General features: G+C 60.8%; 12 protein-coding genes. 7 read left to right on the top strand and 5 right to left on the bottom strand.

Annotated elements, in window-relative coordinates; genetic code table 11:
- Positions 1–81 precede the first annotated feature (81 nt).
- Positions 82–972, bottom strand: a complete 891-nt coding sequence (locus CGA22_RS13755) for a LysR family transcriptional regulator (RefSeq protein ID WP_024777250.1) — start codon at positions 970–972, stop codon at positions 82–84.
- A gap of 167 nt (positions 973–1,139) precedes the next feature.
- Between CGA22_RS13755 and CGA22_RS13750 the strand changes: the two genes are divergently transcribed.
- From CGA22_RS13750 to CGA22_RS13725, 6 genes are all read left to right on the top strand, one after another.
- Positions 1,140–2,222 carry a 4-oxalomesaconate tautomerase gene (locus CGA22_RS13750; RefSeq protein ID WP_188258620.1) on the top strand — a complete coding sequence of 361 codons (1,083 nt, stop codon included), beginning with the start codon at positions 1,140–1,142 and terminating at the stop codon, positions 2,220–2,222.
- A gap of 40 nt (positions 2,223–2,262) precedes the next feature.
- Positions 2,263–3,588, top strand: coding sequence for a dicarboxylate/amino acid:cation symporter (locus CGA22_RS13745; RefSeq protein ID WP_041024255.1), 1,326 nt, complete (start codon positions 2,263–2,265; stop codon positions 3,586–3,588).
- Between the two features lie 139 nt (positions 3,589–3,727).
- Complete coding sequence (locus CGA22_RS13740; protein ID WP_041024254.1) at positions 3,728–5,032, top strand: CitMHS family transporter; 1,305 nt, start codon at positions 3,728–3,730, stop codon at positions 5,030–5,032.
- Positions 5,033–5,123: 91 nt separating this feature from the next.
- The gene (locus CGA22_RS13735) at positions 5,124–6,377 is read left to right on the top strand and encodes an OprD family porin (protein ID WP_041024253.1); all 1,254 of its coding nucleotides are present in this window, start codon (positions 5,124–5,126) and stop codon (positions 6,375–6,377) included.
- 99 nt (positions 6,378–6,476) lie between these two features.
- The gene (locus CGA22_RS13730) at positions 6,477–7,169 is read left to right on the top strand and encodes a type 1 glutamine amidotransferase domain-containing protein (RefSeq protein ID WP_041024261.1); all 693 of its coding nucleotides are present in this window, start codon (positions 6,477–6,479) and stop codon (positions 7,167–7,169) included.
- Between the two features lie 71 nt (positions 7,170–7,240).
- The gene (locus CGA22_RS13725) at positions 7,241–7,666 is read left to right on the top strand and encodes a DUF1810 domain-containing protein (protein WP_041024252.1); all 426 of its coding nucleotides are present in this window, start codon (positions 7,241–7,243) and stop codon (positions 7,664–7,666) included.
- 3 nt (positions 7,667–7,669) lie between these two features.
- Here the strand turns inward: CGA22_RS13725 and CGA22_RS13720 are convergent, their stop codons facing one another.
- The 4 genes from CGA22_RS13720 to CGA22_RS13705 all read right to left on the bottom strand — a co-directional run bounded on the left by CGA22_RS13720 (position 7,670) and on the right by CGA22_RS13705 (position 12,375).
- Positions 7,670–8,932 (bottom strand): TIGR02270 family protein, encoded by a 1,263-nt coding sequence (locus CGA22_RS13720; protein ID WP_041024251.1) that lies wholly within the window; start codon positions 8,930–8,932, stop codon positions 7,670–7,672.
- Between the two features lie 61 nt (positions 8,933–8,993).
- A complete protein-coding gene (locus CGA22_RS13715) occupies positions 8,994–9,452 on the bottom strand; it encodes a DUF6484 domain-containing protein (protein ID WP_041024250.1) in 459 nt (152 codons plus the stop codon).
- Between the two features lie 17 nt (positions 9,453–9,469).
- Positions 9,470–11,671, bottom strand: a complete 2,202-nt coding sequence (locus CGA22_RS13710; RefSeq protein WP_041024249.1) for a type VI secretion system Vgr family protein — start codon at positions 11,669–11,671, stop codon at positions 9,470–9,472.
- 119 nt (positions 11,672–11,790) lie between these two features.
- Complete coding sequence (locus tag CGA22_RS13705) at positions 11,791–12,375, bottom strand: TetR/AcrR family transcriptional regulator (protein WP_041024248.1); 585 nt, start codon at positions 12,373–12,375, stop codon at positions 11,791–11,793.
- 199 nt (positions 12,376–12,574) lie between these two features.
- Here CGA22_RS13705 and CGA22_RS13700 point away from each other — a divergent pair, with 199 nt between their 5' ends.
- Positions 12,575–13,333: an SDR family NAD(P)-dependent oxidoreductase gene (locus tag CGA22_RS13700; protein ID WP_041024260.1), complete on the top strand. Its 759-nt coding sequence runs from the start codon at positions 12,575–12,577 to the stop codon at positions 13,331–13,333.
- The last annotated feature ends 372 nt before the right edge of the window (positions 13,334–13,705 follow it).

Genomic DNA, 13,705 nt, shown 5'->3' with positions numbered 1-13,705 from the left:
TGGGTCAACAAGGTAGCTTATTTCTTCCATGCCCAGGCGAATTGTGATGGAGATGTAGATTCTCCCCGGCCGAGCCTGGTCTTACTGCGGCCACTGCTCAAGCAGGATCGAGACAAACTTCTCGGCGGCGGGGGACAGCGAGGCACCTCGTCGATAGACCAGGCCCAGTGATCGGTTGACCACCGGTTCGATCAGCGGCACGCTGACCAGCGTCGGATGGTCCCCGGCGGGCATTGCCAGGCTGGGCATTGCCGACACTCCGAGGCCTGCTTCCACCAGCCCCAGTGACGTGGACAGGTGTTGCACCTCATAGAACCACTGCGGACGCCAGCTCAGGCCCGAGAGGGCGTGATCGAGCAGCATGCGATTGCCGCTCAGACGACCCACCCCGATCAGGCGATAGTCGCTGAGTTCCGACCAGGTGACGGCGCTGCGCCCGGCCAGTTCGTGATCGCGGCGGCAAGCCAGGACAAAGGGCTCGTTGACCAGAGGCACGAATTCGATGTCCGGATGCTGGCCGCTCATCATGTTGATGCCAAAGTCGGCTTCGCCGCGCAGGACCGCTTCGAGTCCTTCGTTGGCACTGAGGTCGAGCAGGCGGATGCGGATTTTCGGATAGCGCTCGTTGTACAAGCGGATCACCGACGGCAGGAAATAGAACGCTGCGGTGGGAATGCACGCCAGGGTCACCCGGCCGATTTGCCGCTCGGCCAGCTCGCGAATGTTGAGGATCGAATCGTCGAAGTCGTCCAACAGGCGCCGCGCCTTGGGCAGGAAGTCGCGTCCAACGCTGGTCAAGCTGACCTTGCGCGTCGTGCGATCGAGCAAGGCGGTGCCCAGACCTTCCTCCAGCTTCTTCATGCGCCGGCTCAAGGCCGGCTGAGACAGGTGCAGTGCATCGGCAGCCTCATGGAAACTGCCTAGTTCGGCGATTTTAACGAAAGATCGTATGTCCTGAAGCTCGTATTCCATGCCAGATCCCGTAAGCAAAGCAATGCGTCGTGCCAATCATCCTACGGTTATTCATTCGTGAAACGCAATAAAGCCTCCGATCTTTGCATTGGAAACACTTTTCAAAGCCTGCCACTCTTGCCTCCAGAACATCAATTATCCAGATTGATCAACAAGAGTTAGTGTTCATGCAGCGAATTCCTTGTGTGCTCATGCGCGGCGGTACCTCCAAAGGCCCAGTGTTTCTCGCTTGGGATCTGCCGGCCGCCATCGTTGAACGTGACGAGCTGTTGCTCGACCTGATGGGCTCCGGCCATGAGCTGGAGATCGACGGCATCGGCGGCGGCAGCCCGCAAACCAGCAAGGTGGCGATCGTCAGCCCGTCGTTGCACCCTGAGGCGGATGTCGATTACCTGTTCGTCCAGGTCATGGTCTCCCAACGTCGGGTCGACACCGCACCCAACTGCGGCAATATGCTCTGCGCCGTCGGTCCGTTCGCCATCGAGCAGGGATTGGTCAAGGCGGGCGGTGAGCGTACCCAGGTGCGTATTCGCAACCTCAATACCGGTACCTTCGTCGTTTCCGAGGTGCAAACCCCGGGCGGCAAGGTCAGCTACGAGGGTGACACCGCCATCGACGGCGTACCGGGCACTGCCGCGCCGGTGCAATTGACCTTCCTCGATGCGGCGGGCAGCAAGACGGGCAAACTCTTTCCCACCGGGCAAGCGCAGGACGTCATCGACGGCATTGCGGTGACTTGCATCGACATGGCCATGCCCATGGTGATCGTCGAAGCGAGTCAGCTCGGCAAGCGCGGCGATGAAAGCCCCGCCGAACTGGATGCCGATAAAGCCTTCCTGCAACGCTTGGAGTCCCTGCGCTTGAAAGCCGGCCTGGCCATGGGCCTGGGCGACGTCAGCGACAAGGTGATTCCCAAGCCGGTGCTGGTGTCGCCGGCCAAGTCCGGTGGGACGCTCCAAGTGCGCTATTTCATGCCGCACAACTGCCATCGCGCGCTGGCGATCACCGGGTCCATTGGCCTTGCTACTGCGTGTGTGACTGAAGGCAGCGTGGCCGCCGGATTGATCGGCGGCGTCAGCGAGCCACGCTTGCAGCGGGTCCGCATCGAGCATCCGAGCGGCGGCATCGACGTTGTTTTGTCCTATGCCGGGGAAAAGGGTGAGACCATCCGCGCCTCAGTGGTGCGTACCGCGCGCCGACTGTTTTCAGGTTTCGTCTACGCCAAGGGTTCCCAACGACTGGCCGGTTAGCCAGGCTGTCGTTGTCGTCTGCATCAGAACAATTCTAAAAATGGGTGATGCCATGAAAGTTGTTAAATCGCTCTATTTCCAGATCATCTGCGCCGTGCTGCTGGGCGTGCTGGTCGGGCATTTCTGGTCGCAACAGGCGATTGCCTTGAAGCCGCTGGGCGACGCCTTCATCAAGCTGATCAAGATGATGATCGCGCCGGTGGTGTTCTGCACCATCGTTACCGGCATCGCCGGCATGAGCGACAAGCGCTCGCTGGGGCGCTTGTTGAGCAAGACGATGCTGCTGTTCCTGGGCCTGACCGTGGTCAGCCTGATCATCGGCCTGGTGGCGGTCTATGTGTTCAAGCCCGGAGCCGGGATGAACATCGACCCGACCCATTTGAACACCCAGGGCCTGGCGCAGTACACCGACTCGGCGGCGAAGCTGGGGGTGGTCGACTTCTTCATGCACATCATTCCCGACACCTTCATCGGCGCCTTCAATAAAGGCGAGGTGCTGCCGGTCCTGTTTATCGCGGTGCTCTGCGGCTTTGCCCTGTCTTCACTGGGTGAGCGGGGCAAACCCGTGCTGGATGTGCTGGAATCGGCTTCGCACATGGTGTTCAAGATCTTCTCTTACCTGATGCGTTTCGCCCCGATTGGTGCATTCGGTGCGTTGGCGTTCACGGTCGGGCAGTACGGCATCACGTCGCTGGGTAGCCTGGCCAAGCTGATCATGACCTTGTACATCGCCTGTGGGTTCTTCGTTTTTGCGGTTCTGGGCGGGATCTGCCGGGCCCATGGCTTCAGCTTATGGAAACTGCTGCGCTACCTGCGCGAAGAGTTCCTGGTGGTGCTGGGTACGTCTTCGACTGAACCGGTGATGCCGCGAATGCTGGAAAAACTCCAGGCCCTGGGTTGCAAGAAAGGGGTAGTGGGGCTGGTACTGCCAACCGGTTACTCGTTCAACCTGGATGGCACCGCGATCTACCTGTCGCTGGCGGCGATCTTCATTGCGCAGGCCTGCAACATCGAGCTGACGCTGACCCAGACCGTCACCATGCTGGCGATCATGCTGTTGTCGTCCAAGGGCGCGGCAGGGGTGACCGGCAGCGGGTTCGTGGCGCTGGCCTCGACCCTGACGGTCATCCACGACATTCCCCTGGCCGGCCTGGCCCTGCTAATCGGCATCGACCGTTTCATGTCGGAAGCCCGGGCACTGACGAGCCTGGCGAGCAACGCGGTGGCGACCGTGGTGATCGCCCTCTCGGAGAATGCCTGCGACCGCCAAGTGCTGTTGCAGACCCTGGATGGCAAGCCTTCCCCGTCAGTGGCCCAGGCGACGGATGACGCCTGGGACGACGCCAAGGCCGCGAAACAACTTTAGCCGGACACGGCACACTCGATACCACCGCGCAGCATCATTCCTGACCTCTGCCAGGCACACTGAACATGTCGCCTGGCAGGTTGGAAGGCGTGCGCCTGGGTGTTGGTAAAGCTACGAATAACAACAAGAGAACTGACCTATGCTCGCTTTACTTGGCTTGGCCATGGTGGTGGTCTTCACCTTCCTGATAATGACCAAACGCCTGTCGCCGATCGTTGCCCTGACGATCGTGCCCATTGTCTTTGCGGTGATCGGCGGGTTCGGCGGCATCACCGGCAAGATGATGCTGGACGGCTTGAAAATGGTCGCGCCTTCGGCCGCCTTGCTGCTGTTCGCGATCCTGTTTTTTGGCCTGATGATCGACGCCGGCCTGTTCGATCCGCTGATTCGCAAGATCCTCAAGCGGGTCAATGGCGACCCGATGAAAATCGCCGTCGGCACGGCCTTGCTGTCGCTGGTGGTGGCACTGGACGGCGATGGCACGACGACCTACATGATCACCTGCGCTGCCATGCTGCCGTTGTACAAGCGCATCGGCATGAACCCGATGATCCTGGCGACCGTGGCGATGCTCTCCCTGAGCATCATGAGCGGCATGACACCCTGGGGCGGCCCGGCGACCCGTGCGATTGCCGCACTGGGCCTGGATGCCGGCGATTACTTCGTGCCCTTGCTGCCGACCATGATCGGCGGTGCGCTGTGGGTGGTGTTCACCGCATTCCTGCTGGGCCGTGCCGAGCGCAAGCGCATTGGCAATGTCCAGCTGCAAAGCGGCGGCGGGAACTGCTACATCAAGGCGATTATCGAGGACACCCCGCACAAGCGCCCGAAACTGGCCTACGTCAATCTGCTCCTGGTGATCGCGGTCATGGCGGCTCTGGTGATGGGGCTCATGCACTCGGCGATCCTGTTCCTGATCGGCTTCGTCCTGGCGCTGATGATCAACTATCCGCAACTGGACATTCAGAAGGAGCGCATTCTTGCCCATTCGGGCAACGCCATGACCGTGGTCCTGCTGGTCTTCGCGGCTGGCATCTTCGCCGGAATTTTCTCCGGGACAAAAATGGTCGACGCCTTGGCGCAGACCCTGGTCGATTGGATTCCGCCCTCGTGGGGGCATCTGTTCCCGCTGGTGGTGGCGATCACCAGCATGCCGCTGACCTTCGTACTGTCCAACGATGCCTACTACTTTGGTGTCGTGCCCATCCTGGCCAACGCCGCTGCTGCGTATGGGATCGATCCGGTGGAAATCGCCCGGGCGTCGATTCTCGGTCAACCGGTGCACCTGATGAGCCCGCTGGTGGCGTCGACCTTGTTGCTGGTGGGCATGGTCGATCGTGACCTTGGCGACTTCCAGAAAGCGACCGTCAAGTGGGCCGTGCTCACGTCCTTGGTGATTACCGCGTTGGCCTTGCTGACTGGTGCACTGACCCTGTTCTCCTGATCAACCCGCACTTTTGCTTTTGCGCCTGACACGCCTCGCCGCCGAGGGGTGCGCTGGCCTGCACGCCAAATAACAACAACGAGAAACCGATATGCACACTTTTCTGACCCGTGGGGCTGTACTCCCGATGCTTGGCCTGTTGCCGCTGGCCACCGCCGGCGCCGAAGGTTTCATCGACGACAGCAAGCTCAAGCTGCAATTGCGCAACGTCTACTTCAATGAAAACTTCCGCGACGAACACGGGATGAGCGCACGGGCCGCGAGAACCGCGAAGAGCGAGCGCACCGAATGGGCCCAAGGCTTCCTGTTGGATTATCAGTCGGGTTTTACCCCCGGCACCATTGGCTTTGGCGTCGATGCCCTGGGACTGTTCGGGGTCAAGCTCGACTCCGGGCGCGGCCGCAGTGGCACTGGCCTGCTGCCCGTCCATGACGATGGTCGCGCTGCCGATGAGTTTGCCAGCGCGGGCATGACCGCCAAGGCCAGGGTGGCCAAGACCACCCTCAAGTACGGCACCTTGTTGCCCAAGACCCCGGTGCTGATCTACAACGATGCACGGCTGTTGCCCCAGACCTACCAGGGCATGCAGGTCAGCAGCACCGACATCGACAATCTCGCCCTGACGGGCGGTCATCTGGAGCGTTTCAAGCTGCGGGACTCCAGCGACAGCATGCCGATCGTGCCTGACGGCTACGGTGGCGATCAGTCAGGCGACTTCAACTACGCCGGTGCCGATTACAAGCTGGGGAAAAACATCCGCTTGAGCTACTTCTACGGCGAGCTTGAAAACTTCTACCGACAGAACTTTGCCGGCATCCAACACGACCTGCCGCTGGGCAGCGGGGTACTGACCAGCGACCTGCGTTACTTCAACAGTGTCGATACTGGTTCGGCCTACGGCGGCAAGATCGACAACGACATGCTCAGCGGCCTGCTGTCCTACGCCGTTATCGGCCATACGTTCAGTGCCGGCTACCAGACGCTCAGCGGCGAGGCCGGCTTGCCGTACATCAGCGGTGCCACGGTCTATTCCTTCAGCAATGTCGGGATTGGCAAGTTCATCGAGGAAGACGAGAAGACCTGGATGCTCGGCTATGGCTACGACTTTGCCCGCCTCGGCGTGCCAGGCCTCACGTTTTCCAGCCGCTACCTGAGCGGCAGCGATGGCAAGTCCAACAGCACCGTGAAGGAATGGGAGCGTGATGCCGAAGTCGCTTATGTCGTACAGCAAGGCACCTTCAAGGGGCTGGGGGTGAAGGTGCGTAACTACGTCTATCGTTCGGATTTTTCACGGGGGCGTGACAGCAACCGCATCTATTTCACCTACGATGTCGCGCTTTGGTAGACCGTTGGCCCAAACGGCTTGAACGTCTATCCGAACACGGCCTCTGAGTAATGCAGGGCGAGCCCACTTCGCCCGTTTACCCTCGGAGGCTGGATGCACATGAACATTCTGATGGTTCTTACCTCTCACGATCAGTTGGGCGACACCGGCAAGAAGACCGGTTTCTGGCTGGAAGAATTCGCCGCGCCTTACTACGTGTTCGTCGACGCCAATGCGACGGTCACGCTCGCCTCCCCGAAGGGCGGGCAACCACCCCTGGACCCCAAGAGCAACGAAGCGGACGCGCAAACCGACGCGACCCGTCGCTTTGGCTCGGATACCCAGGCCCAGATGGCATTGGCCGACACGGTGCCGCTGGGGGAGATCGACCCGTATGACTTCGATGCGGTGTTTTATCCAGGAGGCCACGGCCCTCTCTGGGATCTGGCTGAGGACACCGACTCCAAGGTCCTGATCGAAGCCTTCTACGAAGCGAATAAACCCATCGCCGCCGTCTGCCACGCCCCCGGTGTGTTCAAGAACGTCAATGCCCCGGACGGACAGCCGATTGTGAAAGGTAAGAAGGTGACTGGATTCACCAATTCCGAAGAGGAGGCGGTGGGGTTGACGCAGGTGGTGCCATTCCTGGTGGAAGACATGCTCAAGGCCAAGGGCGGCGAGTATTCCAAGGCTGCGGACTGGGCCAGTTATGTGGTGGAGGATGGGCACCTGATCACCGGCCAGAATCCAGCGTCTTCCGAAGCCGCCGCTCATGCGCTGCTCAAGCGTCTGAAGCAGGAACAGTCTGCCTGAGTCATGGGTTGTTCGCTGAAACGCACACTGCCGGCTGCGAATGAGGTGGCCGGCGGCGGAGGAAATGAATCATGAGCGACATCTACAACTTGTCCCGTTTTGTCGAAGCCCAGGCTCAGGTGTTCAGTCGTGTCATGGACGAGCTGCGGGCAGGTCGGAAAACCAGTCACTGGATGTGGTTCATCTTTCCGCAGCTGCAGGGACTCGGTCGATCCGGGATGGCGGCTCGGTTCGCCATCTCCGGTCTGGCCGAAGCCCGCGCGTATGTGCAGCACGAGGTGCTCGGCCCCCGGCTGGAGGCGTGTGTGACCGCTGTCCTGCAACACCGCGACCTGAGCGCCGGGCAGCTATTCGGCTCGCCCGACGATCTGAAGTTTCGCTCCTGCCTCACGCTGTTCATGAAGGCACAGCCTGAGTCCGCCCTGTACCCACAGGCGCTCGATCAGTTTTATTCGGGGGAGCCCGACCGCAAAACACTTCTGCTGCTGGGCGACTGACGATCAACGCTCGAACGCCGCCGTCATGCCGAGCAATCGCTTTTGCCGCCAGGTCGGCGCGCTGGTGGGAAAAAGCACCTCGTTCGGCCGATAACGGGCCAGACCGCAGGCGGCGGCGAGGCGCTGGCGTTGCTGGCCGCGAACCAGGGCCTGTGCAAACGTGTGTTCACTGTGGGGTAATCCCAGCAGGTAGCGGGTGCCGACTTGCCACTGCTCGCCGTTGGCTTGCCACCAGGTTTCGATGGACCGCGGGTCGGGCCAGGGCAGGTTTTCATCGGGGTCCATGGCGACGTTCGGATCCCCAGGGTCGTCGTTCGGGCCTGCATCGAAGTCCGGCAGTTCCTGCAACTCCAGGTCGAGTAGCGTCAGGTCGGCGCCGGTCATCAGGCTGAACGCTTCGCCGGCCACACGGGCGTAAGGCAAGTCGCTCATCTGCTGGATCAGCCAGGGCACGCACACCGGATCACCCAGCAATCCCAGGGCCTGGATGCCGCTGCGTCGTTGCCGGGGATCCTGTACCAATTGGCGTATCCAGGCGATGCTGGGCTCCCGTTCCTGCCAGGCCAGTGTCACGCAGAGGGCGCGGTATTGAAATTCGCCCGGTTGCTCGGCGAATTGACGCAGGGGCTCCAGGGTCTGCGGGTCACCCATCTGAGCAGCGGCCCAATTGGCCCAAAAACACGTGACTGGATTCGGGTGTCGGCAGTGGGCACGGAGGTTGGGTAGCAAGTCGCGCCGTCGCAGTTCGCCGGCAGTGCGGGCGGCACGAGCCAGCACGCTTGGGTCCGTGTCGGACAGTCCGTTAAGCAGGGCAGGGCCGGGGTTGTGCCGATGCATGCCGCTGGCCGCCAGGCCGAGGCGGCGAAACATTGGTTCAGGTGCAGCGAGCATGCGCTCGATCCAGGGCGCTAGCCGTTCCCAGTCGAGCCAGCCCAAGGCCATCAGATAACCACGTTCCGTTTCTGGGGCACTTCGCAGGTGTTCGCTCAGCCGTGACAACACTTTTCCATTGGCCGTCTCGAAGGCCAGCACCACGCAGGCGAACATCTCGCCAATGGCATGGGGGCCGAGTTGCGCCAGGAGCGTTTCCAGGCCGTCATGGGCTGCGATACGCAAGCCGTCGAGGTGAGCATCGAGGCGGTTATCGAGTGTAGCGAGGTGTTCGATGTCGTAGTGGGGGGCGTGCAGGGCGTAGTCGCGCAGGTTGGCGAGGAAGCTGGCTTCTTCGGCGTGTTGCTCGATTACCAGGGACAGCGAGTGGTTCATGGGGAGTTCATGTGTTGTGTGGGCATATCATCCGCTCCAAATGTGATAGCTCGCCTGCCTTCTAGTTGATCTGCACCGAACCGCCCTTGATGCGGTTGACCCCGCTGGAGCGGCTGGAGAGGTAGGCGCCGCGGATGATCACTTTGCCCGCGCGGGTCAGGGTGATGCTGGCCTTGCCGCAGCGCAGGACGATTTCCCGTTCGGCGGTGAACTCCAGTCGTTCACCGTCCAGGTGGGCGAGCGCTGGTGCTGCGGGCTCTTCCAGACGCTGGATGCGACCGATCACCAGCGGCCGCGCGGGGTCGCCTGCCTCGAACATCAACGCGACCTGGACGCCGATGTCTTCACGGCTCAGCGGGGTGGTGGTGCGTGCGGCGAGGCCTGTTTCACCGGGACAGCCGGGAAAAGCCACCACCGGGGCGTCCACCTTGGGCACGTCCAGCAATACGCCAATCACCACGCCGTCCACGCGCATCGGCGCGCGGGTGGGGGTTGAGGGGAGGTGGTATTCAACGGTCATAACGGCCACTCCATGGGCTAGTTCTGCAGGATTTTCTGGCCCTTGACGACGACGTTCCTGTTGGCCTTGATGTTGATGGCGCCGGAGCCGTCGAGGGTGATGTTCTTGCCGCTGATCACGATGGTGCCGTCTTTCTTCATGGTGATGCTGGCCGCCCCGGTGGTCAGCGTGATCGAATCGCCGGCGGTGAGGGAGAAATGCTTGCCCACATCCAGGCTGTCGTTCTGCTTGATGTCGGTGCTGCGGTTCTGGGCGACGTTACGGGATTCGTTCTGGCCGATCTGGGTACTGTGATTGCCATTGATATCGGTGCTCTGGTTGCCGCTGATCTCGATGCCTTCATTGCCTTTCACCGATTCATTGCGGTTGCCGGAAATGCCGATCGTCTCGTTGCCGCCCACGTCCTCGCTGCGGTTGCCGACGACAGTGATGGTTTCGTTGGCACCGACCTTCTCCGTGCGGTCCGCTCCGATGGTGATGGTCTCGTTACTGCCGACTTTCTCGGTGCGATTGACGCCGATGGTGATTTTTTCGTTGTTGCCCACATCCTCGGTACGGTCCACGCCGATGGTGATGGTTTCGTTGTTGTCCACCGTCTCCTTGCGGTCGTGTTTGACGTGCACGGTCTCGTCGTTGTCGATGGTCTTGCTGCGGTCATGACCGACCCAGTGGGTTTCGTCGTTCTCGACCTCGATGTCCTGGTTCTTCTCGGCGTGGATGAACAGTTGCTCCGAACCTTTCTTGTCCTCCATGCGGATTTCATTGAAATTGGCCGGTGATCCGCCCTTGCTGGAACGGCTTTTCACCCCGCTCTGGGTGGCATTGGCGGGCAGCCCGTAGGGCACGGTCTGTTCGGCGTTGTAGACACGGCCGGTGATGATCGGCCGGTCCGGGTCGCCTTCCAGGAAACTGACGATCACCTCCTGGCCGATCCGTGGAATCTGCACCGAACCCCAATTCTTGCCGGCCCAGGCCTGGGACACCCGAATCCAGCAGGAGCTGTTCTCGTTGGATTGGTCATGACGGTCCCAATGGAAATGCACTTTGACCCGGCCATATTGATCGGTCCAGATTTCCTCGCCACCGGGCCCTACCACCACGGCCGTCTGCGGCCCGCGGACAATCGGCATGGGCGTCAGCGGGAGAGGGCGGAAGGCCTGGTGGGCGTCCATGCAGTCCAGTTCGCTGACGAACTGTTCGGTGAGGTCCGACTGCCCGCTTTCATAGGGATCCTGGCGAATCTGATAGCGTGCGACCACCACCAGGTATTCGCGATTCTGGTCCGCCCGGTCGTAACCCGTCAGCGTGAACAAATGACCGGAACCCAGCCCGCGAGCGAGACCACGCAGCTGCACCCGCTCGAATTGACTGTGAATGGCTTCGATGCGGGTACGTGCGTAGTGTTCGCCGTCATTGCTCTGCAGGTATTCCCCGGGATAGTCATAGAGCGGGTAGTCGCCGTTGCTGTGGTCGCGCATGACACTGGAGCGTACTTCCAGGCTGGCGCGCGGGCGTTGGAAGTCATAGTCGTTCAGCGCCAGGGAACCGGGTTGGACTTCCCGTGCCAGTTGCCAATCGTAGAAATGATCCCGTTCGCGCATCTGTCGATCGGGCGGATAGAAGGGGACGGAGGCGTAGTCCGGCACCGTGGAGTGGGCGCCATAGGCATCGGCCAGCACCAGTACATGGCGGGCCTTTTCATGGCGAAAGTAATAGTAGATGCCTTCCTGTTCCATCAACCGACTGACGAAATCGAAGCTGGTTTCACGGTACTGCACGCAGTATTCCCACTCGCGATAGCTACCGCTCAGGCTGTCTTCGAAGTCGGAGAAACCGAGGTCACGGAACACCTGCTTGATGATGTCCGGCACTGTCTTGTTCTGGAAAATCCGGCAATCCGACGTGCGCGTGAGCAACCAGAACCAGGGCCGCAGCGTGACACGGTAACCGGCGAACTGGCCGTGGCCGGTCAGCTGACGACAACTGCAGACCACCCCGTGGAAGTAGCGTTTACCGCCCTCGTACAGCTCCAGGGTCAAGCCCATCGGCTTGCCCAACAACTGATCGAACGTGATCGCCCGGTCTTCGGAGGTCAGATCCAGTTCATAGTGAAAACACCGGCCTAATTCTTCACTGCCTTCCATGCTTTGCAGCAGCAGGACGTTACCACCAAGGGGGCTGTCGATCTGCACCAGGCGGGTGTTTTGCGTGATCTCCATATCGCCTCATCGTTCGCACTCGGTCAGCGCTGACGGACCGTGTTCGTTCGCGTTGAGTTGTGTTTCAAGATAGGTGAGGGGAGGTCAGGGCTTAGTTTCTTTAGTTATAGGGTTTATTGCTATTTTGATGGCCAGGTCGACAAGGCTTGATCGACCACCGCCTCCAGGGTTTCGCGACTGAAGCCGGCCTTGGCCTGGACGGCCATCCCGTGGAGCAAGGCGAGCACGAAGGCGGCAAGCGCAGCACAGTCGACCGTCGGCGGTAGATCCCCCTCTTCCTTGGCGCGCTCGAAACGCTCACGCAGCAATGTTTCTCCGCCGGCCCGCGCCTCGATCAGGGCGATCCGAATGGGCTCGGCATCATCCGAACCGGCAAGGGCTCCGTGGATACCGAGGCAGCCTTTGCGGTCCGGGTAACGGGTGGTGAGTTCAACCGATGCGCGGAAGAGGCGTTCGACGACTTCCCGTGAAGTCGGCAACTCCACGGCTTGCGGAAGGAAGTCCAGGTAATGTTCGTAATAACGCTCCAAGGCGCGACGGAACAAGGCCTCCTTGTTGCCGAACGCCGAGTAAAGCGCCGGACGCTCCACACCCGTGGCTTGCGTCAGGTCGGTGTACGAGGCGCCTTCATAGCCTTTGCGCCAGAACACGCACAGGGCTGCGTCCAGCGCTTGGTCCACATCGAACTCACGTTGCCTACCCATCGATCGTCCCGCCTTTATTTCGTAATGGTCGATATTAAACCATACCGACAATGTCTTCAGGTCCCATGCGTCAGCGGAAAAAAGGTCGCTTGACAGTCATCGTTGAGTTTCATAACGTCCGTTAACGTAATGCGCATTACGAATTGCTCCCGGCTTATGAAAGCCAGACGTTTCATTCATGCACATCGAGGATTTTCTGATGCAAAAGACATTAACGGGCAAGGTCGCGCTGGTCACCGGCGGCTCGCGAGGACTGGGCGCGGCCACCGCTGAGGCGCTTGCGGAACAAGGCGCGGACGTTGCCATCAGCTACGTCGCCTCGGCCGAAAAGGCAGACATCGTTGTCGAGAAACTTCGGGCAAAAGGCGTTCGCGCCCTGGCGATCAAAAGCGACCAGGCCGACACGTCCGCCGCCAAGCCATTGATCGAGAAGGTGATCGCGCATTTCGGCAAACTCGATATCCTGGTCAACAACGCCGCCATCGCTGTCCAGGGCCAGATGATCGATGACCCTGAACTGGACACGGTCAATCTCGATCGTCAGTGGCAGGTCAACGTCATGGGCGCAGTGGCAACCACCCGTGCCGCTTCGCAAGTGCTGTCGGACGGTGGTCGGATTATCTTCATCGGTTCCTTGCTGGGTGGTCGTGTGCCGTTTGCAGGAGCCGCGGATTATTCGGGAACCAAGGCCGCCATCGCCGGATACGCCAAGGGCGTCGCACGTGATCTGGGCGCTCGCAACATCACCGTCAACGTCATCCAGCCAGGCATCATGCCAACCGACATGAAGACCGGTGTGCTGGGCGAAGAAGTCCCCGACGCCATTCTGGACATGCACCCTATCCGCCGGATCGCGACGCTGGAGGAGGTGTCGGCGATGGTGTGTTTCCTCGCAGGACCGAACGGTGGCTACATGACGGGCGGGGCGATCGACATCGCTGGCGGCCTGAGCATCTGAGGATTTTCGACAAGATCTGAAGCCTGTCGACTCAAGCACTCCTCAACATTGCTTGGATCAAGCAAGCAGTGTTGCGGGAGTTCTGTGGCTTATCGATTTTTTGAAATCACACCGCTCCATCGGTCTACTCGGCGCTCAGTCCCATCCGTCTTCTACGGGACCGGGGTGCCGTGGGCTCGTTCAGCAAGCGTAGAGACAGGAATGGCGGGGTTGTTACTCGCCTTATGGTCAAAGCGTCGAGCCAAGCGCCAAGCCAGCAGCCTGCTATCGTTGCAGTACAACAACGCAGGTGTGCCAAGGAAGGGAGGGGTGGGCTCATAGCGCCACGGTATAGGGTGTTCATGCCCTTCAGGACTGTTGCCGGCTGTGTGC

This window comes from Pseudomonas sp. PSB18 (assembly GCF_014596565.1).
GTDB lineage: Bacteria > Pseudomonadota > Gammaproteobacteria > Pseudomonadales > Pseudomonadaceae > Aquipseudomonas.
The sequence above is the reverse complement of the archived record's forward strand: the minus strand, read 5'-3'. Positions and strand labels throughout refer to the sequence as shown.